23 protein-coding genes and 1 riboswitch are annotated in these 22,894 nt (G+C 71.1%); of the genes, 13 read left to right on the top strand and 10 right to left on the bottom strand.

The window, feature by feature from the left end; genetic code table 11:
* The first annotated feature begins 127 nt into the window (after positions 1–127).
* Both Aco03nite_RS38660 and Aco03nite_RS38655 read left to right on the top strand, forming a co-directional pair.
* Positions 128–2,887 carry an AfsR/SARP family transcriptional regulator gene (locus tag Aco03nite_RS38660; protein WP_203805433.1) on the top strand — a complete coding sequence of 920 codons (2,760 nt, stop codon included), beginning with the start codon at positions 128–130 and terminating at the stop codon, positions 2,885–2,887.
* Positions 2,888–3,050: 163 nt separating this feature from the next.
* Positions 3,051–3,506 carry a DUF6416 domain-containing protein gene (locus tag Aco03nite_RS38655; protein ID WP_203805431.1) on the top strand — a complete coding sequence of 152 codons (456 nt, stop codon included), beginning with the start codon at positions 3,051–3,053 and terminating at the stop codon, positions 3,504–3,506.
* On the opposite strand, the gene Aco03nite_RS38650 is transcribed toward Aco03nite_RS38655, so the two are convergent.
* Both Aco03nite_RS38650 and Aco03nite_RS38645 read right to left on the bottom strand, forming a co-directional pair.
* On the bottom strand, positions 3,498–4,481 hold the full coding sequence (locus Aco03nite_RS38650) for a LacI family DNA-binding transcriptional regulator (RefSeq protein ID WP_203805429.1): 984 nt from the start codon (positions 4,479–4,481) through the stop codon (positions 3,498–3,500). The two genes, Aco03nite_RS38655 and Aco03nite_RS38650, sit on opposite strands and share 9 nt — an antisense overlap.
* A gap of 57 nt (positions 4,482–4,538) precedes the next feature.
* Positions 4,539–6,041, bottom strand: a complete 1,503-nt coding sequence (locus tag Aco03nite_RS38645) for a pentapeptide repeat-containing protein (RefSeq protein ID WP_203805427.1) — start codon at positions 6,039–6,041, stop codon at positions 4,539–4,541.
* Between the two features lie 237 nt (positions 6,042–6,278).
* On the opposite strand from Aco03nite_RS38645, the gene Aco03nite_RS38640 reads away from it, so the two are divergent.
* Positions 6,279–7,088: a hypothetical protein gene (locus Aco03nite_RS38640; protein ID WP_203805425.1), complete on the top strand. Its 810-nt coding sequence runs from the start codon at positions 6,279–6,281 to the stop codon at positions 7,086–7,088.
* Here Aco03nite_RS38640 and Aco03nite_RS38635 read toward each other — a convergent pair.
* A complete protein-coding gene (locus Aco03nite_RS38635; protein ID WP_203805423.1) occupies positions 7,053–7,676 on the bottom strand; it encodes a nucleotidyltransferase domain-containing protein in 624 nt (207 codons plus the stop codon). The two genes, Aco03nite_RS38640 and Aco03nite_RS38635, sit on opposite strands and share 36 nt — an antisense overlap.
* A 9-nt stretch (positions 7,677–7,685) precedes the next feature.
* Positions 7,686–8,327, bottom strand: coding sequence for a TetR/AcrR family transcriptional regulator (locus Aco03nite_RS38630; RefSeq protein ID WP_203805421.1), 642 nt, complete (start codon positions 8,325–8,327; stop codon positions 7,686–7,688).
* A gap of 58 nt (positions 8,328–8,385) precedes the next feature.
* On the opposite strand from Aco03nite_RS38630, the gene Aco03nite_RS38625 reads away from it, so the two are divergent.
* The 6 genes from Aco03nite_RS38625 to Aco03nite_RS38600 all read left to right on the top strand — a co-directional run bounded on the left by Aco03nite_RS38625 (position 8,386) and on the right by Aco03nite_RS38600 (position 14,538).
* Positions 8,386–9,132 carry an enoyl-CoA hydratase/isomerase family protein gene (locus Aco03nite_RS38625; protein ID WP_239145787.1) on the top strand — a complete coding sequence of 249 codons (747 nt, stop codon included), beginning with the start codon at positions 8,386–8,388 and terminating at the stop codon, positions 9,130–9,132.
* On the top strand, positions 9,125–10,477 hold the full coding sequence (locus Aco03nite_RS38620) for an AMP-binding protein (RefSeq protein ID WP_203805417.1): 1,353 nt from the start codon (positions 9,125–9,127) through the stop codon (positions 10,475–10,477). The genes Aco03nite_RS38625 and Aco03nite_RS38620 overlap by 8 nt, the downstream gene beginning before the upstream one ends.
* A complete protein-coding gene (locus tag Aco03nite_RS38615; RefSeq protein WP_203805415.1) occupies positions 10,474–10,878 on the top strand; it encodes an acyl-CoA thioesterase in 405 nt (134 codons plus the stop codon). The genes Aco03nite_RS38620 and Aco03nite_RS38615 overlap by 4 nt, the downstream gene beginning before the upstream one ends.
* Positions 10,875–12,464, top strand: coding sequence for an amidohydrolase (locus Aco03nite_RS38610; protein WP_239145786.1), 1,590 nt, complete (start codon positions 10,875–10,877; stop codon positions 12,462–12,464). The genes Aco03nite_RS38615 and Aco03nite_RS38610 overlap by 4 nt, the downstream gene beginning before the upstream one ends.
* The gene (locus Aco03nite_RS38605; protein WP_203805413.1) at positions 12,455–13,036 is read left to right on the top strand and encodes a GNAT family N-acetyltransferase; all 582 of its coding nucleotides are present in this window, start codon (positions 12,455–12,457) and stop codon (positions 13,034–13,036) included. Before Aco03nite_RS38610 ends, Aco03nite_RS38605 begins: the two co-directional genes overlap by 10 nt.
* Before the next feature lie 101 nt (positions 13,037–13,137).
* The gene (locus Aco03nite_RS38600) at positions 13,138–14,538 is read left to right on the top strand and encodes a PepSY-associated TM helix domain-containing protein (protein WP_203805411.1); all 1,401 of its coding nucleotides are present in this window, start codon (positions 13,138–13,140) and stop codon (positions 14,536–14,538) included.
* 37 nt (positions 14,539–14,575) lie between these two features.
* On the opposite strand, the gene Aco03nite_RS38595 is transcribed toward Aco03nite_RS38600, so the two are convergent.
* Together Aco03nite_RS38595 and Aco03nite_RS38590 are read right to left on the bottom strand one after the other, a co-directional pair.
* The gene (locus Aco03nite_RS38595) at positions 14,576–15,061 is read right to left on the bottom strand and encodes a hypothetical protein (RefSeq protein ID WP_203805409.1); all 486 of its coding nucleotides are present in this window, start codon (positions 15,059–15,061) and stop codon (positions 14,576–14,578) included.
* A complete protein-coding gene (locus Aco03nite_RS38590; protein ID WP_203805407.1) occupies positions 15,055–15,939 on the bottom strand; it encodes a hypothetical protein in 885 nt (294 codons plus the stop codon). The genes Aco03nite_RS38595 and Aco03nite_RS38590 overlap by 7 nt, the downstream gene beginning before the upstream one ends.
* Before the next feature lie 109 nt (positions 15,940–16,048).
* Positions 16,049–16,193, top strand: a riboswitch (cobalamin riboswitch).
* 51 nt (positions 16,194–16,244) lie between these two features.
* Here Aco03nite_RS38590 and Aco03nite_RS38585 point away from each other — a divergent pair.
* Complete coding sequence (locus Aco03nite_RS38585) at positions 16,245–17,084, top strand: MerR family transcriptional regulator (RefSeq protein ID WP_203805405.1); 840 nt, start codon at positions 16,245–16,247, stop codon at positions 17,082–17,084.
* Positions 17,081–17,800, top strand: coding sequence for a (2Fe-2S)-binding protein (locus Aco03nite_RS38580; RefSeq protein ID WP_203805403.1), 720 nt, complete (start codon positions 17,081–17,083; stop codon positions 17,798–17,800). The genes Aco03nite_RS38585 and Aco03nite_RS38580 overlap by 4 nt, the downstream gene beginning before the upstream one ends.
* A gap of 23 nt (positions 17,801–17,823) precedes the next feature.
* Here the strand turns inward: Aco03nite_RS38580 and Aco03nite_RS38575 are convergent, their stop codons facing one another.
* Positions 17,824–18,168: an ArsR/SmtB family transcription factor gene (locus tag Aco03nite_RS38575; RefSeq protein ID WP_203805401.1), complete on the bottom strand. Its 345-nt coding sequence runs from the start codon at positions 18,166–18,168 to the stop codon at positions 17,824–17,826.
* A 114-nt stretch (positions 18,169–18,282) separates the two neighbouring features.
* Here Aco03nite_RS38575 and Aco03nite_RS38570 point away from each other — a divergent pair, with 114 nt between their 5' ends.
* Positions 18,283–19,380 (top strand): alkene reductase, encoded by a 1,098-nt coding sequence (locus tag Aco03nite_RS38570; RefSeq protein WP_203805399.1) that lies wholly within the window; start codon positions 18,283–18,285, stop codon positions 19,378–19,380.
* Positions 19,381–19,387: 7 nt separating this feature from the next.
* Here the strand turns inward: Aco03nite_RS38570 and Aco03nite_RS38565 are convergent, their stop codons facing one another.
* The gene (locus Aco03nite_RS38565) at positions 19,388–20,401 is read right to left on the bottom strand and encodes a LacI family DNA-binding transcriptional regulator (protein WP_203805397.1); all 1,014 of its coding nucleotides are present in this window, start codon (positions 20,399–20,401) and stop codon (positions 19,388–19,390) included.
* Positions 20,402–20,597: 196 nt separating this feature from the next.
* Here Aco03nite_RS38565 and Aco03nite_RS38560 point away from each other — a divergent pair, with 196 nt between their 5' ends.
* Positions 20,598–21,563, top strand: coding sequence for a glycoside hydrolase family 6 protein (locus Aco03nite_RS38560; RefSeq protein WP_203805395.1), 966 nt, complete (start codon positions 20,598–20,600; stop codon positions 21,561–21,563).
* A 45-nt stretch (positions 21,564–21,608) separates the two neighbouring features.
* Here the strand turns inward: Aco03nite_RS38560 and Aco03nite_RS38555 are convergent, their stop codons facing one another.
* Both Aco03nite_RS38555 and Aco03nite_RS38550 read right to left on the bottom strand, forming a co-directional pair.
* Positions 21,609–22,334 carry a hypothetical protein gene (locus Aco03nite_RS38555; protein WP_203805393.1) on the bottom strand — a complete coding sequence of 242 codons (726 nt, stop codon included), beginning with the start codon at positions 22,332–22,334 and terminating at the stop codon, positions 21,609–21,611.
* Complete coding sequence (locus Aco03nite_RS38550) at positions 22,331–22,861, bottom strand: SigE family RNA polymerase sigma factor (RefSeq protein ID WP_203805391.1); 531 nt, start codon at positions 22,859–22,861, stop codon at positions 22,331–22,333. Before Aco03nite_RS38550 ends, Aco03nite_RS38555 begins: the two co-directional genes overlap by 4 nt.
* Positions 22,862–22,894 lie beyond the last annotated feature (33 nt).

Below are 22,894 nucleotides of genomic sequence, written 5' to 3'. Positions count from 1 at the left end.
AGTTACTAGTCAGTCTACGAGGAGGAGATGGGCAACCGACGATATCCTCGACGGGCTGCACCGCCGACCTTCCGTTGACGAAAGGCCACGCCATGCGCTCCCGGTTCCTCCGCCGCCACACAGCCCGTTGAGCGCACCGCTGACGTTCGCCGTGCTGGGCCCGGTGCGAGGGTGGCGCGGCGACACCGAGATCGACCCCGGGCCCCCCAAACAACAGGCGATCCTGGCACTGCTGCTGACCCGGGCCGGCCACCCGGTCCCACTGCACGAGATCGTCGACGTCCTGTGGGGCGCCCAGCCCCCGGACACCGCCGCCAACGTCGTGCACCGGCACATCGGAGCACTGCGCCGCCTGTTCGACCCGGATCTGCCGGTCCGCGGCACCTCCCGGTGGCTGATCCGCGGAGCCGGCGGCTACCGGCTCGACATCGACCCGCACTCGGTGGACCTGGGCCGCTTCCGGGCCCTGCGCGCACAGGCCGGCCACACCGGCGAGCCGGGCCGGGCAGCCGAGCTGCTGACCGAGGCGCTCGCCCTGTGGCAGGGCCCGGTCGCCGCCGGCCTGCCCGCCGAGATCCGCACGCACCCGGCGTTCACCACCGTCGACGCCGAACTGCTCGCCGCCGTCAAAGCCGCCGCCGAGACCGCCCCGGCCGCCGGCCCCGCGGTCGCCGGCCGGGTGCTCGACCTGACCCGGCAGACCGCCGCGAAGCACCCCCTCGACGAAGTCCTGCAGTCCCGGCTGATGCTGCTGCTGGCCGCCACCGGCCACCAGGCCGAAGCCCTCGACGTCCACCAGCGGATCCGGGAGGCGCTCGCCGACGAACTCGGCCTCGACCCCGGCCCTGAACTGCAGGCCGCCCACCTGCGCGTCCTGCAACGGGAACCGGCCACCCCGAAGAAACCCGCACCCGCTGCGGTACGCCCCGCGCAACTGCCCGCCGCCCTGCCCGTCTTCACCGGCCGCGACGAGGAACTCGCCCTGCTCACCGAGATCGACTGGGCCACCGTGGTCACCATCGGCGGCATGGCCGGAGTCGGCAAGACCAGCCTCGCCGTGCACTGGGCACACCGGATCGCCGGCCGCTACCCCGACGGTCAGCTTCACCTCGACCTGCGCGGCTTCCACCCCGACGGCGCCGTCAACCCCGCCCACGCGCTGCACACACTGCTCGAAGCACTCGGCATCGCACCCGGGGACGTCCCGGCCACCCTCGACGCCCGATCCGCCCTGTTCCGCAGCCTGCTCACCGACCGCCGCGTCCTGATCCTGCTGGACAACGCCCGCGACAGCGCCCAGGTCCTGCCGCTGCTGCCCGGCGCGCCCGGCTGCCTCACCGTCGTCACCAGCCGCCACCAGCTCGTCGACCTGGTCGCCGGGCACGGCGCCGGCACGGTCACCCTGGAACCGCTGTCCACCGCGGAGGCCACCGACCTGCTGACCCGGCGTCTCGGCGCCCGCCGCACCGGCCGGGAACCGGACGCGGTCGCCGGCATCGTCGAGCACTGCGGCCGGCTGCCGCTGGCCCTGGCCATGGTCAGCGCCCGCGCCGCGATGAACCCCGGCCTCCCGCTGTCGTCGATCGTCGCCGACCTGCGTCGCCACCGCGGCGGGCTCGGCGCGTTCACCGGCGAGAGCGCCCGCTCCGACGCCCGCAGCGTCTTCGACTGGTCCTACCAGGTGCTCAGCCCGGCTGCCGCCCGCCTGTTCCGGCTGCTCGCCCCACACCCCGGCCCGGACTGCTCGGCCACCGCGGCGGCGGTCCTCGCCGGAGTGCCGGAGACCGAACTACGGGCGCCACTCACCGAGCTGCTACGCGCCCACCTGATCACCGAACCCACGGTCGGCAGATACGGATGCCACGACCTGTTGCGGGCGTATGGCACCGCACTCGCCGCCCCCGACACCGGCTCCCGGCAGCGGCTGCACGACCATTACCTGCACAGCGCGTACGCGGCGGTGGAACTGATGTTCGCCGGCCGCACCCCGTTCCGGCCCGCCGCACCGGACCCGGACGCCGCCCCGATCACGTTCGCCGATGCCGCCGCAGCGCTGGCCTGGATCGACGACGAGCTGCCGGTGCTGCTCGCCACCACCCGGCAGGACGATCCGGAGTCCCACCGGTACCGCTGGCAGCTGGCCACCGTCCTGGAACCCCACCTGGACCGCACCGGCCGCTGGCAGATCCAGCGCGAACTCCAGCTCACGGCGGTCCGGTCCGCCGAAGCAGACGACGACCGGCACGGCCTGGCCTGCGCCGAACGATCGCTGGGCTTCGCCGAGGGCCGCCTGCAGAACCGGCCCGAAGCCGACGAACACCTGCGCCGGGCCGTGGCCCTGTTCACCGAGATCGACGACCACGACGGCCTGTCGTTCACCCACCGGCTGCTGGCCTTCCTCGCCAACCAGCGCGGCGACCACCGGGACGCGCTGCAGCACTACCGGATCGCCGCCGACCTCTACACCGGCATCGGGCAGATCCGCGGCCGGGCCACCGTGCACAACGAGACCGGGTGGACGTACATCCTGATGGGCGATTTTGATCAGGCCGTGGGGGAGTGCCACGCCGCGATCGACGAACAGCGGCGGGCCGGCAACCTGAACGGCGAGGCGGCCGCCTGGGACAGCCTGGGCTACGCCCAACACCACCTGGCCGCGTACGACGACGCCCGCACGTCGTTCGGCCACGCCCTGCGCCTGTACCGCGTGGTGTGCGACCGCTACCTGGAGGCCGACACCCTGGTCCACCTGGGCGACACCGAACAGGCAGCCGGCCACGAAGCATCCGCGGCCCGCTCCTGGAGCCAGGCCCTGGAGATCCTCGACGACCTCGGCCACCCGGACGCCGAAGCCCTACGAACCAGAACCGGTCTGCGACAGCGGTAAAGTGCGGCACCCGCGAGCCGATGAACGCGGGCATGACTGTTCTGGTTGACCCGCCGCTGCCGGTTCTGCTCGGCCTCACGACCTACACGGTGATCGGGCTCGTCGACGAGGACGCCGACGAGCCCGAGTTGCTGGTCGCCGCGACCATCGAGGCGAGGTCGCGATGCTGGAGGCCGGCGAGTACTGCGGACCGGAGGACCGGTACGCGCGATTCTGCCGTCAGGTACTGGCGGACTCCGCCGAGGACGCCGTGCGGCAGTGCCGGGAACAGGTCGCCGAGGACTACGAGGACTTCACCTATCCGGACTGGGCCGAAACCGATCAGAAGATGTTCGAGGACTTCATCTTCCAGTTCCTCAGCCCGAACGCCCGCGCGATTCTGACGGTGCTGGCGGAGCAGCCGGGCCGGCGGTTCACCGGGGCGCAGTTGGCGACGATCACCGGGATGCGGAACTCGAAGGTGGTGGCGGGGACCTTCGCCCACCCGGGAATGCTCAACTTCGAGGTCGAACGCAACCTTTTCTGGTCCACCGACCGGGCCGACGACGGGCGCTGCGAGTACTGGCTGACCGACGTGCAGGCCCACCTGTTCCGGCACGCGGAGAACCGGTCAGGCTGAGGCCCGGATCACCAGGTCGACCGGCATGACGACGCCGGACGGTTCGTCGCCTGCCATCCGGCGCAGCAGCTGGATGGTCAGCTGGGCGGCGTAACGGTGCCACGGGATTCGTACCGTCGTCAGCCGGGTCTGGGTGGCGATCTTCGCGTCGTCGAAGCCGGCGACCGCGACGTCGCCGGGGACCTGGCGGCCCGCCTGCTCGCAAGCGGCCAGCGCCCCGGCGGCCATCGTGTCGGAGGCGGCGAAGATCGCGTCGAGGTCGGGCGCCTGCCGCAGCAGCTGCCTGGTCGCGGCCAGGCCGCCCTCGAAGGTGTAGTCGCCGGGCACGACCAGCGCGGGGTCGAAGGTGCCGACGGCGTCCCGGTAACCGGCCAGCCGCTGGACGCCGCCGGGCAGGTCCATCGGGCCGGTGATGGTGGCGATCCGGCGGCGGCCGCGGGAGCGCAGATAGCTGACGATCTGCTGGGCGCCGTCGCGGTCGTCGGTGGTCACGTAGGAGACACGGCGTTCGTGGCCGAGCGGAACCCCGCAGGACACCACCGGCACCCCACGGCCGGCCAGGTCGGCGACCGCGGTGGAGTCGCGCGGCGCGGAGAACACCAGCACCGGGTCGTCGAGGCGGGCGGCGAGCGCCCGGACGGCGGTGTCGGACGGCCCGCCACCGGCCACCGGGGTGACCATCATGATGTCCTCGTCGCCGAGAGCGCGCCGGCAGTCGAGTTGCAGCGTGTTGACGTTCGCGTCGGCGAGCAGCCGGTCCCCGGGCACACAGTGCAGGAACGCCACGGTCGCCGGGCGCGCACCCGCGAGCCGGCGGGCATGCTGGTTGGCCACATAACCGGTGCTCACCAGGGCCCGCTGCACGGCCGCGCGACTGGCCGCACCGACCGGATGCCCATTGAGGACACGCGACACCGTCCCCACCGAAACGCCGGCGACCCGCGCGACGTCGTAGATAGTGCTGCGGCGCGACATCGGCGAACCGTATCAGCGCGGTCCGCCGCGGGTCTGCCCCGAACCCGCCCGCCGTCGTCAAGCACCCTCGGGAGCAGATCTCGGCTGGGTGGCCTCAGCCGCCGGTTTCTGCCTGACCAGGGACTCACCATCCGGCAGATACCAGCCCGTAGGCCAGACATCGCCGAAGCGCTTGCCGGGCGCGAGCGCGTTGAGTAGAAAAAGCTTTCCGGGATCGGTGAAAACGGCCTCGCCGATGGTGGTTTCTCCGTGGAACTCGGTTCCGCCGAATGCCGCGACCCCGATGAAGGTGGTGTCAGCGAATGTGGACCGGTAGCGGAATGTCGCACCCCATTGTGGTTGTGTTCCCCCGCCGAGGCCATTATGTGCCCTGATCATCCGGAGTGGTCGCCCGAAGAGGGCATCAGCGCCGAATTTTGCGTTACGGAAATGGGCGCTGTCGTGAAAGTATGCACGACGGAAGTCGGCAATCTTTTTGAACCGGGTTCCATGGAATCTCGCGGATCTACCGAAGTCGGTGCCGACGAATGTTGCGGCGGCATCGAACACTGTCTGGGTGAACTGGGCGATGTCCCGAAATTGTGCACGGTCGAAACTGGCGGCACCGTGGAGGGACGCCTCCTGGAACGACGCTGCGTCATGGAATACGCATCGGCTGAAGTCCGCTGACCGGAACTGGCAACGCTCGGCGTTCCACCCCACGAGGACCGCGCCGGCCACGTCGAGATCGACGTCGGCCCAGAAGATCGCGGGTGACTCGGCTCCATCGGCGACTGCGGTGACCGTGCCGACGGAGTCTTCCGCCTGTGTTGGTGGGATTCGGGTGTGGTCGGTGAGGATCTGTTGGGCGGCGCGGCGCACCTGCAACTCCTGTGCCGCCTGCTCGCTGCGGGCGAGCTTCTTCTCGTAGCCGACGGTATCGGGCGTGAGCGTGGTCTCCGGGGGTTCGAACGACATCCGCAGGTACGCACAGAGGACGTTGACGATCGTCGCCCGCTGGGCCGGGTTGTCCTGCGCGAGACGTTCCAGGGCATACATTCCACCCAGCCGGATGACGGTCTTGTCCGAGCCGAGTTGCTCGACCGCTTCCGCATACAGTTCGGTGACCCGGCGGGCGCCCGCATCGGCTTCGTTGTGGCTCTGTGTCCGGCGAGCCAGAACACTGCTGTCCTGCGCGAGTTGATGGTTGGCGCGAGCGAGCTGGTAGTTGTCCTCGGCGAGCCGGTGAGCGGTCTCCGTGTGCCGTTGCCGGCGGATCGCCAACAGAAGAGCGGCGGAGGCGCCTGCGGCGGCGAACACTCCGAAACCGAACTTGAGCGCGTCGAGCTGCAGTTTCGCGCGTTCCACCCCGGATGTTGCGCCGGTGATCGCCCACATCCAGACAACGCCCGCAATACCGAGCACCGCAACCGACACGACGGCCAGCGCGATACCCGGATCGGAGATCAGCCACAGCCAGCGGGACGGCTTCTGCCCGGCAGGAGTACCCGGCTGACCCGCCGGTTCAATCGACATGCGTGCATGGTGCCCGATCCTGGCAAGCGTCGCGACGATCCTCATCGGCGTGTCCCGGCGCCGTGGGCCGACAACAGGGCGGATACGCGTACCGGTCCTCTAAGATCCACCGCTATGTCTCGCACCACGCCCCCGCGCCCTCTGGACATCACCGCGGTTTTTCCCGAGTTGCGGGAGTTTTCCGCTACCTCCACCCGGCTGCATCCGCGGCCCGGAGCTCCGGCTGTGGGGGACAGTTCGGTCGGTGGGCCTCTGTTGTGGCCGGCCGATGAGGCGTGGCCGGTGTGTGACGATGCCGGGGCGCACGAGCCGTACAACCTGACCACCCCGGCCGCCGTGCGCCGTTATCGGGAGATCCATGCGGCCGCGGCGATCCGGCGGCGGGCGGGTGGCGAATACCTGACCGACGAGGAACGGGCCGGGCTCGAGGCCGCCGCAGTGGTGGATCTCGACGATCTGATCGAGGACCCGATTCCGCTGATCCCGGTCGCGCAGTTGTACCGGCGGGACGTTCCGGACTTCGTCGGGCCGGACGGCACCGATCTGTTGCAGGTGCTCTGGTGTCCGGTGGACCACGCGGACCGGGACTACAACCCGCGTGTGTTCCTTTTCTGGCGGGACAGTGCGGCGATCGGCCCGGTGCTGGAGGCGCCGCCCGAGCCGTCGGTGATCAGCAAGCTGTACCTGCCGGTGCCGTGTGTGGTGCATCCGGAACAGGTTCGCGAGTACCAGTACGCCGACCTGCTCCCCGACGACCTGTGCGAGCGCCTCGACGAGTGGGACGACGACGAGGACGACGACCGCCCGAACTATCAGGAAGACCTGTCACTGGCCCCGGGCTGGAAGGTCGGCGGCTTCGCGAACTGGTCGCTGACCGACCCGTACCCGATGAACTGTGCGGTCTGTGGCACCACGCAGAAACTGATCTTCACCGCGGGCTCGGTCGACTCGTACGGCAGTTGGCGTCCGATCGAGGACGCCCCGGACGCGTCCCCGGACACCGTCAAGGTGCAGATCGGGCGCGGTTACTCGCTCTACACCTTCTACTGCCCGGCCTCATTCGATCACCCGCCGGCCACCGCCATGCAGTGACGTCAGCCAGGGGTGCCCCGGATGCACCCGGGTCAGCAGCCCGGCCAGTGTCTCCCGCTGCGCCGGGCTCAGGTGCGGCAGGGTGCCGTCGAAGTCCGCCTGGTCCTTCTCGCGCCGGTGTTTGGCTTTGAAGAGCAGGACCAATTCCGGTTTCAGGTACGGGATCCCGTCGCCGTTCCGGAGGATGATCTCGTCGTACGGCAGGCGAATGGTCTCGTCGCGCCGGCAGATCCAGGTGTCGCCGTCGTGTGGCTCCCGGAAGACGTCGACCCTGTAGTCGCCGGTGGCCGGGTCGCGTAGCCAGGTCTGGTGGGTGGCGGCGATCTGGTCCGCGGTGGCGTTCTCCCGGACCTGGCCGTCGCCCGCCGCGTCGAAGACGTAGCCGGGGAAACGCGCGCGGATCTCCGGGAAGCGCGCGGCCGGGATCGCGATTTCGAGGTCGCCGTGCGGGCGGGTCTGCTCGCCGCGGAACAGGTCCAGCGCCCAGCCCGGGGCCACGCACCAGGGCACTGTCGTGCCGGCGAGGTGGGCGGCGACCTCGGCCGGGGTCCAGCTGGCCGCCCACCGGGCTTCCCAAGGGTCACTCACCGTTCGAACTTAAAGCGGCCAGAGCTCGGACACCAACTCGTTCATGTCGTCGGCGGCGCCCGGGTCCAGTGCCGGCGCCGCGCCGTCGACGGTGAGCAGGCCGAGGGCCATCTCGACGTAGCGGGCGGCTAGTTCGGAGGCGGTGAGCGGGCCGTCGGGGCGGTACCACCGGGCCACCCCGCTGCACATCTCCAGCAGGGCCAGCCGGGCCACCGTGGGCGCGGCGACCCGGAACTCGCCGCTGGTCACGCCGTCGTCGATGGCGGACTGCCAGAAGTCCTCGTACTCGTCGCGCAGCGCGGTGATCTCGGCGCGGACCGGGGCGGACAGGGCGCGGATCTCGTCGTCGGCGACCCGGGTGTGCAGGGGCCGGGCGGCGTGCGCGAGCACGTGGATCTGGGTGAGGCGGGCGATGCGTTCGGTGGGCGTACCGAAAGTGCCGGTCTGTCCGGCCGCGAGCAGCAACAGCCGCATGCTGTCCCGCATGATCTCGGCCAGCAGGTCTTCCTTGGTGCCCATGTAGTGGTAGAGCGTCGCGGTGGACAGCCCGGCGCGCTGGGCGAGGTCGCGGATGCCGGTGCCGTGGAAGCCGCGCTCGGCGAAGAGTTCGAGGGCCGCGGTGCGCACCCGGCGGCCGGCCGGTTCAGTCACGGAATCGATACTACGGTACCCGATCGACCGATCGATCGGGTGCGGTTATGGTGGACCGGTGGTCGTGGATTACGAGTTCCTCAACGGTGTCGCCCGCATTCATCTGAATCGGCCGGGCCGGCTCAACGCTGTCGTCCCCGCCCTGGTGGAGGACCTGTTGGCCGCTCTGGACCGCGCTCGCGCCGACGACGCTCCGGTCGTGGTGCTGGCCGGCCGGGGGCGGGCGTTCTGCTCCGGCGCCGACCTGAAGGAGCCGGTGCCGGTCGAGACGCTGCCACAGACCCGGGCCCGGCTGGAGCGCATTCAGGAGGTGACCCGCCGGATCCGCAACCATCCGGGCGTGGTGATCGCCGCGGTGCACGGTTACGCCCTGGGCGCGGGCCTCGAGTTCGCGCTGGCCTGCGATCTGGTGGTGGCCGACGAGCCGGCCGCGTTCGGGTTCCCCGAGGTGGGCGTCGGGTTCAGCGTCACCGGCGGGGTGTCCCGGCTGCTGCCCCATCTGGTCGGCCTGGCCAAGGCCCGTGAGCTGCTGCTCTTCGGCGAGCGGGTGCACGCGCCCGAGGCGAAGGAGATCGGCATGATCGGCTGGGTGGCCCCGGCGGGGGAGCACGAGGCCCTGGCAGGCGAACTGGCTGTGAAACTGGTCGAGCGGCCACGGGCGGCCCTGCAGTTGGCCAAGCGGGTGCTCGATCTGGGCACCGACTCGACGCTGGAGCAGGCCCTCGCCGTCGAGGTGGATCACGCGCTGATCACCAGTCTGACCGGGGAGAACGCCGCGCCGCGCCAGGAGTTCGCTCATGACTGACCTGATCAGCCTGGTGGAGCGGGCGGCTTCGCGGTGGCCGACCAGGGCGGCGTGGCGATTCGACCCGGGGCAGACGCTGACGTTCGCCGAGATCTCCGAGTTGAGTGCCGGCTATGCCCAGGCGTTGCGTGACAAGGGGGTCGAACCGGGCGACCGGGTGGCCGTGATGCTGCCGAACCGGGCTGAGTTCCCCCTGCTCTGGCTCGCTCTGGCCCGGCTCGGGGCGGCACTCGTGCCGGTCAACATGAAGTACCGCAGCGCCGACACCGAGCACCTGCTCACCGACTCGCAAGCGGCCCTGTTGATCACCGAGGACAGTCTCGAAGCCCTGAAACCCGAGCCCGGTTTCGATCAGCAGCCGGTCGATCCGGCCGCGATCGTCAACGTGCAGTACACCTCCGGCACCACCGGCGCCCCCAAGGGCTGTCTGCTGTCGCATCGCTACTGGGTGACCATGGCTTCCAGCCTGGTGCAGGAGTTCCCGCACCTGACCGACACCGACGTGATGCTGACCGCGCAGCCGTTCAGCTACGTCGACCCGCAGTGGAACGTGGTGGCCGCCCTGATCGCCGGCGCCGAGCTGGTGGTCCTGGACGGTTTCCACCCCTCGACGTTCTGGGCCGACGTGCGCCGCCACCGGGTGACCTACTTCTACTGCCTCGGCGCGATGCCCAACCTGCTGTTGACCAACCCGCCCCACCCCCAGGATCGTGATCATGCGGTGCGTGTGGTGCAGTGCTCCGCGATCCCGCCGACCCGACACGCCGAACTCGAAGCACGCTGGGGTACCCCCTGGTTCGAGGCGTTCGGCATGACCGAGACCGGCGCCGACATCCGGGTCGGGGCGCAGGAGCACGACGAGCTGGTCGGCACGGGTTGCCTGGGCCGCCCTGCCGCGCACCGGGAGATCCGCGTCGACGATGCCGGTGAGCTGCTGCTGCGGGGCCCCGGCATGTTCGACGGCTACCTCGGGCACCCGGCGCCGTGGCGGGACGGCTGGTTCCCCACCGGTGACCTGGCCCGGCTCGACGAGCAGGGCCGCGTCTACCTGATCGGCCGGATCAAGGACATGATCCGCCGCAGCGGGGAGAACATCGCCGCTGTCGAGGTCGAGCGGGTGCTGATGGACCATCCGGGCGTGCGCCTGGCCGCGGTCGTCGGCGTCCCCGACGAGATGCGCGGCGAGGAGGTCAAGGCGTTCATCGTCGGCGACGTGCCCGAAACCGATCTGCGGGAGTGGTGCGGCGAACGGCTCGCCCGGTTCAAGGTGCCCCGCTACTGGGAGTTCCGCGCCGACCTCCCGATGACCTCGTCCGAACGCGTCGCAAAGAATCTGCTGTCATGAGCTTCACCTACGACAGCCCGGTGTTCTTCGACGAGCTGGACCCGAACGGGCATCTGCACAACGCCCGGTTCGCGGTGCACGTCGAGCGGGCCCAGACGGCGCTGTTCGAGCAGCTCACCGGCGGGGCCGCCGCGCCCGCGGCCCGGGTCGCCGACCTGCACTACGTGGTCCGGGAGCTGCACGTGGAGTTCCTGGCCCCGGTGTCCGAGCCGGGCCCGATGCCGGTCACGCTGACCGGGCTGAAGATCGGAACGACCAGCGCGACGTACGGGTTCAGCTGCGGCACCGATCCGGTCCGCGCCACCGGCCACCGGGTGATCGTCAAGGTGGACCCGTCGACCGGCCGCCCGGCCCCGTGGTCGGACTGGTACCGCACCGTCTTCCAGGAGCTGACCGCGTGATCACCGCCGATCTGCTGCTCACCAACGCCCGTTTCCTCACCATGGACGGCCCCGACACCACGGCGCTGTCGATCCTGAACGGGCGGATCGTCGCCCTGGAGGAGGTGCCCGCCCGCGAGACCGTGGACCTGGGCGGTGCGACGGTGGTCCCCGGGTTCCACGACGCCCACAACCACATGGCCTGGTACGGGTTGTCCCTCGCCGAGGTCGACCTGCGCCTGGACAGCATGGACGCGGTGCTGGCGGCCCTGACCGGGGCGGATGTGCCGGAGGGGCGCTGGCTGGTCGGCAGCGGCTACGACGAGAACAAGATCGGCCGCCACCCGACCCGCGACGACCTGGACCGGATCGCCCCCGGCCGCCCGGCCTGGCTCCGGCACGTCTCCGGTCACATGTGCGTGGTCAACTCGGCGGTGCTGCGGATGCTCGGCCTCGACGAGCGCGGCCGTGACGTCGACGGTGGCCTGGTCGTGCTCGACGACACCGGACGGCCCACCGGGCTGCTGCAGGAGCAGGCGCAGAATCTGGTCAACGAGCTGGTCCTGCCGTACCCGCTGCACGAGCTGACCGACGCCATCGACCGGGCCGGGCAGCGCTATCTGGCCGAGGGCATCACCAGCGTCACGGAGGCCGGGATCGGCGGCGGCTGGATCGGCAAGAGCCCGGTCGAGCTGGCCGCCTACCAGGCCGCCCGCGACCAGGGCCGGCTGCGGGTGCGGACCGAGCTGATGGTCGCCGCCGACGCGCTGCACCCGCTGACCGGGCACGCCGACGACGGGCTGTCGCTCGGGCTGGACCTCGGGATCCGTACCGGGTTCGGCGACGACTGGCTGCGCATCGGCCCGGTCAAGGTGTTCACCGACGGGTCGCTGATCGGGCACACCGCCGCGCTCTGCCACGACTACGCCGACCGGCCCGGGTCCGGCTATCTGCAGGGCGACGCGGACGCGCTGACCGCGACGATCGTGAGGGCGCACCGCAGCGGCTGGCGGGTGGCCGCACACGCCATCGGGGACGCGGCGATCGACCTGGCCCTGGACGCCTACGAGCGGGCCCAGCGTGAACTGCCCCGTCCCGACGCCCGGCACCGCATCGAACACTTCGGGGTCGCCCGCCACGACCAGGTGGAACGCGCCGTGCGCCTGGGCGTGATCGGGGTGCCGCAGGCTCGGTTCGTGCCGGAGATCGGCGACGGGATGCTCGCCGCCCTCGGGCCGCAGCGGGCCGGGGACGCCTACCGGCTGCGGTCGCTGCTGGACGCCGGCATGGTCCTGCCCGGCAGCTCTGACCGGCCGGTCACGATCGGCGCGCCGCTGCTCGGCATCCAGGCGATGGTCGACCGGACCACCGCCTCCGGGCAGCCGTTCAGCCGGCACGAGCAGATCACGCCACGGGAGGCGCTGCGGGCCTACACACTGGGGTCGGCGTTCGCCTCGCACCGCGAGCACGTCACCGGATCGCTGACGGTCGGCAAACTCGCCGACCTCGCGGTCCTCGCCGACGACCCGACCAGCGTGGACACCGGCAGCATCGGGCAGATCCAGGTGCTGCGCACGATGATCGGAGGGCAGTGGCGGTGGAACTGATCCCGGCAGCGGACCTCGACCAGGCCCTGCTGACGGCCACCGAGGACATCTATCTCGACGCGTTCCCGGCCGAGCTGCGGGCGCCACTGGACGACCTGCTCGCCGACGACATGCTGGCGCTGGTCGTGGACGGGCGGCCCGCCGGGTTCACGGTGACCCGGCGACTCGGGCCGACCGGCTGGGTGTTCCTGCGCTACTTCGCCGTCGGGCAGCGGGGGAGCGGCCTGGGCTCGCAGATGTGGCGGCTGCTCTGCGCACACGAGCAGGCAGCCGGTCACACCCGGATCCTGCTGGACGTCGAAGACCCCGACGAGACCGGCATCGACCCCGATGAGGAGGCGATCCGGCGGCGGCGGATCGTGTTCTACCAGCGGCTCGGTGCCGAGCTGCTGCCGGTGCGCGACTACAGTCCGACCCAGCCGGGCGGTCATCCGCACCCTCTACGGCTGATCGCCGCCGGTCTGGAACCCGACGGGGCCTCGGTCCGGGACATGGTCCTCGCCGTCTACCAGCACCGTTACGGCACCGGACCGGACGATCCCGCCGTTCGGAGGGCACTCAGCACTTTCTGACAGATCGCTGGGAACTTTTCGGTGCGGTGGGGCGACTACCGCTCTGACCTCCTCGACGTGGCGGAGGTCACTCGGACGCCGATACCCCCAGAGGACAGCCGATGGCGATCATCCCCGAAGTCAGCGAGCCCGCGCTTGTCGCCCCGCCCGCGCCGCGACGTCCGCCCAGCGCTCGCGGGTTCGGGCCGCTGTTACTGCGGTTGCACTTCTTCGCCGGGATCCTGGTCGCGCCGTTCATCCTGGTCGCGGCGTCGACCGGGTTCATGTTCACCCTGGTCCCGACGCTCGAGAAGATCGTCTACAGCAGTGAGCTGGTCGTCGACAGCCCCGGCGACACGGTCGCGCCGGTGGCCGCCCAGATCGCGGCGGCACGCGCGAGTCACCCCGACGGCGACCTGATCGGGGTGCGGGTCGGTGAGGGCGATGCCACCACCCAGGTCGACTTCAGCTCACCCGACCTGACGCCCGAGTCGGAACTCGTGCATACGGTGTACGTCGACCCGTACACCAGCGAAGTGACCGGGCAGTTGACCACCTGGTGGACGGCGACCCCGCTGAACACCTGGCTCGACACCTTCCACCGCGATCTGCACCTGGGCGCGGGCGGCGAGATGTACTCCGAGTTCGCCGCCAGCTGGCTGTGGGTCCTCGCCCTCGGCGGCGTGATCCTCTGGTGGCGGCGCCAGCGCGCCCTGCGCCGCATGATCACCCCGGAACTGTCCGCGAAGAAGGGCGTGCGCCGCAGCCGCAGCTGGCACGCCGCCACCGGCATCTGGCTCACCCTCGGCCTGCTGATCCTGTCCGCGACCGGCCTGACCTGGTCCACCTACGCCGGCGCCAACTTCAGCGCCGCCCTCGACGCCATGCGCGGCAACCGCCCCTACGTCACCACCTCCGTCGACGCGCCCACCGGCGGACACCACAGCGCCGGCGCCCCGACCCCGGTCGTCGCCGACCCGGCCGCCTACGACACCGCCCTGACCGGCGCCCGCCAGGCCGGACTCGACGGGCCGGTGCAGATCACCCCGCCCGCCGACACCGCCAGCGCCTGGACCGTCACCCAGACCGACAACCGCTGGCCGGTACGTTTCGACAGCGTCGCCGTCGACGCCTCCGGGCAGATCACCGACCGGGTCGACTTCGCCGACTGGCCACTGCTGGCGAAACTCACCTCGTGGGGCGTACAGGCGCACATGGGTCTGCTCTTCGGCCCGGTCAACCAGATCGTCCTCGCCCTGCTCGCCATCGGCGTGATCACCCTGATCATCTGGGGCTACCGCATGTGGTGGCAGCGCCGCCCCACCCGCACCGACCGCCGCGCCCTGGCCGGAGCCCCACCCACCCGCGGAGCCTGGCAGCAACTCCCGACGTGGGGCATCGTCGCCGGCGTCCCGCTGGTCTTCGCCATCGCCTGGGCCCTGCCCCTGCTCGGCATCCCGCTGCTCGTATTCCTGGCCGCCGACGTGCTCATCGGCGCGATCCGCAGCCGCCGAACCGTGTGATCCACGTGCTCCCGGCCCGGGATTCCGGGCCGGGACGTCACCCGTTGTCGAGATCCACGATCCGGTTGTGGCGGACGAACTCGGTGACCGCGTGGCGCAGCCGGGACAGGAACTGCTCGACCGAGTCCGCGACCGGCACGAAGTCGCCGTCCAGGGACGCGCCGACCGACCTGTGCACACGACCGTCCCGATCCAGGACGAACTGCGTGCCGCCGCCGGTGGAACCGATCACCGGCCCGTGCGGATCCTCCGTCTGCGCGAGGGCACTCTGCGCACTGTGGATGAAGATGCCGTTGCCGACATCCGGCAGGCTCACCTCGGCGACCACCTGATAGAAACCGGCCATCGGCGCCAGGGGCCCGGCGTCGGTGCGGTCGTCCGCGGTCGCCCACCGCACCTCGTTGACACCGGCGGGGTAGCCATAGGTCGCCTCGAACGTCGCCGTCATGTCTCTCGTGGCCGTGTCGATGTCGGTCGCCCACTGCCGCACCCAGCTTGACCAGTGCTCGCCCTCGCTCAACATGCGAGTGCACCCGGTGTGCTCGGCCGGCCGATTCCACAGCTGGTCAGGGCCAGCAGAGCGCGGCCGGTGACGGTGTGGTGCGGGCCGAGGGCGGCGGGATTGATCGAGAGGCCGGCCGCCACCTCGGTGGCATGTCTCTCGTCACCGCGTAAGGAGCGGTTTCGCCGGACGATGGTGGGCGCGCCGAAGCCTTCGATGTGGAGCTGCTCGAAGCGTGTGGTCGTCGGTGGGGCGGTCCGGGCGACGAGGTCGTCGTAGTAACGGATCACCGGCTCGTGATCATTTTCGGGCGGTTCGGGTTCGAGGATGTCGTATCGGTCGGTGACCCGTCCGTCCTCGGCCAGGCACCACGCGGTCCAGCCGTCGCCGCAGCTCGCACCGTACCACTGGGTCACCCCGAACCTGCCGCTCAACTCGGCACAGTGGGCCCGGACCGCTTCCCGGAACGCTGCCTCGCTCTGGAGGTGCGCCACCGTCGGCACGGTGCCGAAGACCAGTGTCCAGCCGTCCAGCGCCGGCGTGATGTACATACGGGAGCAGGCGCCGTGATCGCCGAGATCCCAGTTGTGGCGGTCGTTGTTCCACGCCGACGCGCCCAGGCGCATCGTCACCGGTCGGGCGTCGGCCAGCTCGAACGCGTCCAGCACCGCCTGCCGGCCGACCGCTGCCGGGACGGCGTACCAGGAGCCGCACAGGTGCATCGGTCCGGGTTTCTCGGTCAGTGCCTTGACCTCGATCAGCCGGGCCATCGCGCGCTGATCGACGGGGTCCAATGCGTCCCAGCCGCCGAGGTTCGCCAACGCGGTCAATGCTTCACGCCGTCCCGGGCCGGGGGCGCGTCGCGCCGCGCGTAGTTCGAGCAGCACGTCGGAGTTCACACCGTATGGTCCCTGATCCCGGGGCGCCGGACCAGATCACCGGCGCCCTGATCATGGGGGTGGGCGTGGTGTCGAAAGCGGCGAACGGCGGCAGGTAGGGGGTAACCGGTAATATGGACCGGCAGCTGGTTCGCCCTTCCCGTCGGGTGGGGTGACGTAAGAGGGAACCCGGTGGGAGACCGGGACTGCCCCGCAACGGTGAGTGGGCCGGGTGGTCCGCGAGTCCGGATACCTGCCAGTGCCCGTGTCGAAACTGGTGCGGTGTTGTCGGTGACCTCGAGGGCGGGTCGGCGGTGGGAGAGAAGATGCAGACGACGGTCGACGAGCCGCTCAGCGCCGGGAGTCTCGCCCGGCGGCTCGGTGTCGCCACCACCACCTTGCGAACCTGGCACCAGCGGTACGGGCTGGGGCCCAGCGAACACGAATCGGGCCGCCACCGGCGGTACACCCCGCACGACATCGCCCGGCTGACGATGATGGCGCAGCTCACCACCCGTGGAGTGCCCGCGGCGGAAGCCGCCCGGCGCGCCCGCCGGGAGAGCGCTGTCCGGGCGGCCGAACGACCCTGCGACGATCCGGGAAGTGACGCCGAAGCCCGTGGACTGGCTCGCGCCGCCCGGCGGATGGATGTGCTCGGCCTGCGGGAGGCCGTCAGCCGTGCGGTGGCCGGCCGGGGAGTCGTGCGAACCTGGCATGCCGTGGCCGGGCCCGCATTCCAGCACATCGACCGCGCCCGCTGTCCGGAGACGCGGAAGGTCATTGCCCGGCGGTTGCTGGCCCGTTCGCTCGGTGAGGTTCTCGCCGCTGTTCCGCGACCGCCGGCGGGCACGCCGGTGCAGGTGATGTTGGTGGCCGCCGATGACGGGCGGGACGTGGCAGCTCTCGACGCGCTCGCCGCGGCCCTGGCCGAACGCGGCATCGCCTCCGCGCATCTCGGTGCCGGCCTGGACAGTGCCGTGATCGCCGCCGCGATCACCCGGGCCTGCCCCGCGGTGCTGGTGTTCTGGAGCGACGCCCCCGGCCCGGCGACGGCCGGCATCGAAACAGCGGCCGGGGGGACGGTTGTCGTCGAGGCCGGACTCGGCCGGACGTGCCCCGACCTCGCTGACGCGATGGCGGCGGTCACCGCCGTGGTCGCCGGATGAGCAGCCGGGACAGTGGAGCGGCTCTGCGGGCGGCGGCGGAACTCGGGCCGTACTTCGTCTGGGAACCCTACGACGGTGACGGTGAGTGGCGGCCGCTGCGGGATCTGCGCGACGGGGACGTGATCGGCGAACGGGTCCGGATCGGGCGGCGGACCCTTGCCGCACTCGGCGGGCTGGACCTCGACGCCATCGACGAACGGGTCACCGCGTCGATCATCTTTCTCGGACTGGCATCCCGGCTGCTGTCGCCACTGGTCGGGGCGGTCGCCACCACCGGTGTCCTGCCGATCGCCGACCTGGACCGGCTGTGGTGGCGGCCGGTTCAAGGTGGACCGATTCCGATCGCCTGGCGCGACCTCGACAGTGAACCCGGCACCGCTGAACGATTCACCACGACCGCGATCCGGGGCGTCGTCGAGCCGGTCCTGGACGTCTTCCGCGAGCGGTACCGCCTGTCACCCCAGGTCCTGTGGGGCAACGTCGCCTCCGCGCTCGGTGGCGCGGCCGGCATGATCGCCGACACCCTGCCGGACGCCGCCGAACCGGCCGCACGGCTGGTCGGGCAGGCCCTCGACCTGCCGCCGCTGCGGGGTATGGCCACCCTGAACCGGCCCGATCCGGCGCGGGCCCGCTGGTACCTGGCCCGCAACAACTGCTGCCTCTACTACCGGATCCCCGGCGGCGGCACCTGCGGCGACTGCGTGCTCAGGCGATGAAGGCGGCCACTGAGGAAAAGCGGTCAGTGCGGTAGCCGGGGGATCGCGCCGTCGGCCGCTTCCTTCACGATGATGTCGATCAGGCCGGGGAAGCGTGCGTCCAGGTCGGCCTTACGCAGGGTGTTCTCGCGGCGTACGCCGGAATCCTCCTGGCGGATCACCCCAGCCTCGCGCAGCACCCGGAAGTGGCGGGTCAGCACCGACGCCGTGACGTCGGGGTAGAAGCCGCCGCAGGTCAGCCCCGGGCGGCCGACGAGTTTCACCACGATGCCGAGCCGGACCGGGTCGGCGAGCGCGCTCAGCACCGTGAGCAGGTCGATGTCGTCGATGTCCGGGTGCGTGAGCGGGGTCGGGGTGCGGCTCGCCATGGCTCCAGAGTACCGCCGATCACATCATGTACGCGTTTGCGCGTACATGCGGTACGGTTCGGAAGCCGCACGAGAACCCGTACGGCGTCCGACCAACGAAGCAGGGACGTCGCCATGACTACGACCACCACCGCCGAGACTTTGTTCCAGCCGGTCACCCTCGGGGCGATCGAACTGGCCAACCGGGTCGTCATGGCCCCACTGACCCGGATGCGTTCCGGCGCGGCGGGCATTCCGGGTGACCTGATCACCGAGCACTACCGACAGCGGGCCGGCCTCGGGCTGATCATCACCGAGGGCACCTACCCGAGCTTCGACTCCCAGTCGTACGCGGGTCAGCCGGGTATCGCCTCGGACGAGCAGGCCGAGGGCTGGCGCCGGGTCGCCGACGCGGTGCACGCCGACGGCGGGAAGATCGTCGTGCAGATCATGCACGGCGGCCGGACCAGCCACCCCGACCTCAACGGCGGCCGCCGGGTGATGGCCCCCAGCGCGATCGCCATCGAGGGCGAGCTGTACACCGGCGCCGCCAAGGTGCCGTTCGCCGTGCCGGAGGCGATGACCGCCGAGGAGATCCGGGCCTCGGTCGCCGACCACGTCGCGGCGGCCCGCCGGGCGATCGACGCCGGCCTGGACGGGGTGGAGATCCACGCCGCCAACGGTTACCTGCTCAACCAGTTCCTGGCGCCCGGCTCGAACCACCGCACCGACGAGTACGGCGGCTCCCCGCAGAACCGGGCCCGCTTCGTCGTCGAGGTGGTGACCGCGGTCGCCGAGGCGGTCGGCGCCGGCCGGGTCGGTGTGCGGATCTCCCCGCAGCACGAGCGTCAGGACGCGTTCGAGCCCGACCGCGACGACGTGCTCGCCACCTACGGCACGCTGCTGGACCAGCTGAAGCCGCTCGGCCTGGCCTACCTGTCGCTGCTGCACGGCGAACCGGCCGGTGACCTGGCCGTGGAACTCCAGCGGCGGTTCGGCGGCAAGGTCGTCTTCAACAGCGGCTTCAGCACCGTCACCACCGTCGAGGAGGCGTCCGAGCTGCTGCGGTCGCCGTTCATCGACGCCGTCGCGGTGGGCCGGGCGGCCATCGCCAACCCCGACCTGGTGGCGCGCTGGCAGGGCGGGCACCCGGAGAACGAGGTGCGCGCGGACCTGTTCTACGGCGGCGGCGCCGAGGGCTACACCGACTACCCGTACCTGCCGAAGGCCTGAACGGGTTTCAAGCCGACCCGCGCCGCACCAGCCGGGTCGGCAGGATGAGCGCGGTGGGCTCGCGCCCGGCGATCAGCGCGAGCAGCATCCGGGTCATCTCCCGCCCCAGCGCCTGGATCGGCTGGTGGACGGTGGTCAGCGGTGGATCGGTCCGCTCGGCCACGTCCAGGTCGTCGAACCCCACCACCGCGACATCCTCCGGTACGGCCCGGCCCGCCTCGTTCAGCACCCGGATCGCCCCGGCGGCTATCTTGTCGCTGGCCGCGAACACCGCGTCGAGGTCGGGCCGGCGGGCCAGCAGCGTGGTCATCGCCGCCGCGCCGCCGGCCTCGGTGAAGTCGGCCTCGACCGTGCCGTACGGGCTGAGCCCGGCCATGATCAGCGCCTCCTGGTAACCGCGGAGCCGGGAGGCGCCGACCCGGGCGGTCATCGGCCCGGTGATGGTGACAATCCGGGTCCGGCCCAGGCCGAGCAGGTGCTCGGTGGCGAGCCGGGCCCCGCCGAGATTGTCCGAGTCGACGAACCACTTCGGTTCGCTGTCCAGCGGCCGCCCGCCGTGGACCGTCGGCAGCCCGGTCTCCTCGGCGATGCCGGTCAGCGGATCGTCGCCGTCCAGGGCCATCAGCATGATGCCGTCGACACCGCGCGCGTGCAGCAGCCCGGTCAGCCGGGCCCGCCCCCGTTCCGAGCTGGCCAGGCAGAGCGCCAGGTGCAGGTCGGTCTCCTCCAGGACGGCCGAGACCCCGACGATGACCTGGGCGAAGAACGGATCGGCGAACAGGCCGGGATCGTCGTGCGAGATGACCAGCGCGACGATCCCGGTCTGCCGGGTGGCCAGGGCGCGGGCGGTCCGGTTGGGCCGGTAGCCCATCTCCTTGACCGCTTTCTCGACGGCTTCCCGGGTGGCGTGGCTGACGTGCGGGGCCTGGTTGATGACCCGGGACGCCGCCGAGCGGGACACCCCGGCCCGGGCCGCGACCTCGTCGAGTGTGGGTTGCCGCCGGGGCGCCGTTGCCGTCATCGCGATGCCGTCCCTTCCTGTCCGGACCTCATCGTATCGAGTTTCAGCGATGGGCTGGGAGCGGTTCCAGTTCGCTTGACAACCTCGCGGGTATTGACGAGCATCACATGGACGTCAACGCAACAGAACCTTCCTGGAAGCGCTTCCAGCCGGTGGCATCCCCACCGCCGGCCACCCCGACGCTCAGGAGATCCCCATGCGACATCCCGTCCTGTCCCGCGTGCTCGCCGCCCTGGCCCTGACCGTCCCCGCGGTCCTGCTGGGCGCGCCCGCCGCACACGCCGACCCGGTCAGCCAGACCAGCGGCTTCTACGTCAACCCCTACTCCAGCCCGGCGCAGTGGGCCGCCGCCAACCCCGGTGACGGCCGGGCCGCCGCGATCCGGGCCTCGATCGCGCAGAAGCCGATGGCCAGCTGGTTCGGCAACTGGAGCGGTGACATCGGCGGCGCGGTCGGTGGATACGTCGGCGCCGCCGACGCGGCCGACAAACTTCCGCTGCTGGTGGCGTACAACCTGCCCGGCCGGGACGCCTGCGGCGGGCACTCCGGTGGCGGGGCGGGCAGCGTCGCGGCGTACGACGCGTGGATCTCGTCGTTCGCCGCCGCGATCGGCAACCGGCCCGCCGTGGTGGTCCTCGAACCGGACGCCCTGGGCGACTTCAACTGCATGGACCAGAACCGGATCAACGAACGGGTCGGCATGCTGTCCCGCGCGGTGAACCAGTTCCGGGCCAAGGCGCCGAACACCTGGGCCTACCTGGACGCGGGCAACCCCGGCTGGATCGACGCGCCGACGATGGCGCAGCGCCTGAACACGGCCGGGGTGGCGAACGCGCGCGGCTTCGCCCTGAACGTCTCCAACTACTACACCACCGGCGAGAACAGCGGCCACGGCAACCGGATCGCCGCCGAGCTGCAGCGGTACGGGTACACCAAACCGTTCGTGATCGACACCAGCCGCAACGGCAACGGCTCCAACGGCCAGTGGTGCAACCCGGCCGGCCGCCGGCTCGGGACACCGACCCAGCTCGGCGGCGGCGCGGAGATGCTGCTGTGGCTCAAGACGCCGGGGGAGTCCGACGGCAACTGCGGTGTCGGCGGCGGCTCCAGCGCCGGCCAGTTCCTGCCCGAGGTCGCGTACAAGATGATCTTCGGGTACTGACACCGGTGACGGCGCCACCCGCTGCCGAGGGTGGCGCCGTGCGGGTCACCCGGCGCCCTGGGACGCGTTCCGGTGCACGTGCACGCCCGCGGCCAGCTCGGCCATCTGCTCCCGGGACATGTCGAGGCGCTCCGGGAACTGCACGATCAGCCAGATCCCGGACGGCTGCGGCACCCACAGCGACCATCCGTAGTCGCCGTTCGGGTCGCCGTCGGGCTGACCGGGGATCATCGGGGGCAGATGCTTGACCAGGACTCCGGTGCCGTCACCGACGGTGAGGTCGATGCCGTCGCGGCCGGGCCCGCTCTGGTCGCGGGACTCCAGGAAGATGCCGATCTTGCCGACGAAGTTCGCCGGGTCGTACTCCGGCTGCGCCGACGGGTCCACGTCCGGGCCGGGGTTACGCACCTTCTCCGGCGCCAGCGTCAGCGAATAGTTGTCGTCGGACTGGATGAACCAGCCGGCCGGCACCTTGTCGACGGTGAAACCCTTCGGCTGGGCGCCCTGGTACGCCACCAGGTCCACCGCCGTCACCACCGCGGGTGGGGCGGCCGCCGTCGGGCCCTGCGGTCCGGCGCCGACACCACCGGACGGGATCGTGAACACGGCCGTCAGCGCCGCCACACCGAACAGCGAACCCACCACCGCCTGCATCGACCGGCGCTGCCGGGTCGCGCGGCGGCCACGCAGCACGTCGGCTTCGATCTGGCCGGGCGCGACAGGTGTCACCGGCCCGGCGATGTCCTCGAGATGACCACGGAGATCCGTCATGATCTAGCTCCTTCGGGAAGGTTTTCCTCAACAGGGGAGAGGGCGGTCAGCGCGTCGCGTAAGCGGTCCAGCCCGCGGGCGGTCTGGCTCTTCACGTTGCCCTCCGAACATTTGAGGGCGTGCGCTGTCTCCGCCACGTCCAGGTCGTAGAAGTACCGGAAGACGACCGCGGCCCGCATCCGCGGCGGCAACTCCCGCAGCGCCTGCCGGACCGCTTGACCGGCCGGATCCGCGCCGGACTCGGCCACCGGCTGATCCGGCAACTCGGCGACCGGCTTCTCCCGGTGCCGCCACACCCGGCGGCGCTCGTCGATCAGCGCGTTCACCAGCGCGCGGCGGATGTAGGCGTCGGGGTTACGGGCCCGCTGGAACGCCGACCAGTTGACGTACAACTTGGTGAGAGTGGCCTGCACCAGGTCCTCCGCCAGATGCGAGTCACCGGCGGCGAGCAGCACCGCGGTACGCAGCATGCCGGGCCGCCGACGAGCCACGAGCTCGTGAAAGCTGTTCTCTTTGTCGTCTCTCACGCCTCGAAGACGGATGGAAAAGGGCTGAGGTTG

Source organism: Actinoplanes couchii (genome assembly GCF_016862075.1).
GTDB classification, from domain to species: Bacteria; Actinomycetota; Actinomycetes; order Mycobacteriales; family Micromonosporaceae; genus Actinoplanes; species Actinoplanes couchii.
The sequence above is the reverse complement of the archived record's forward strand: the minus strand, read 5'-3'. Positions and strand labels throughout refer to the sequence as shown.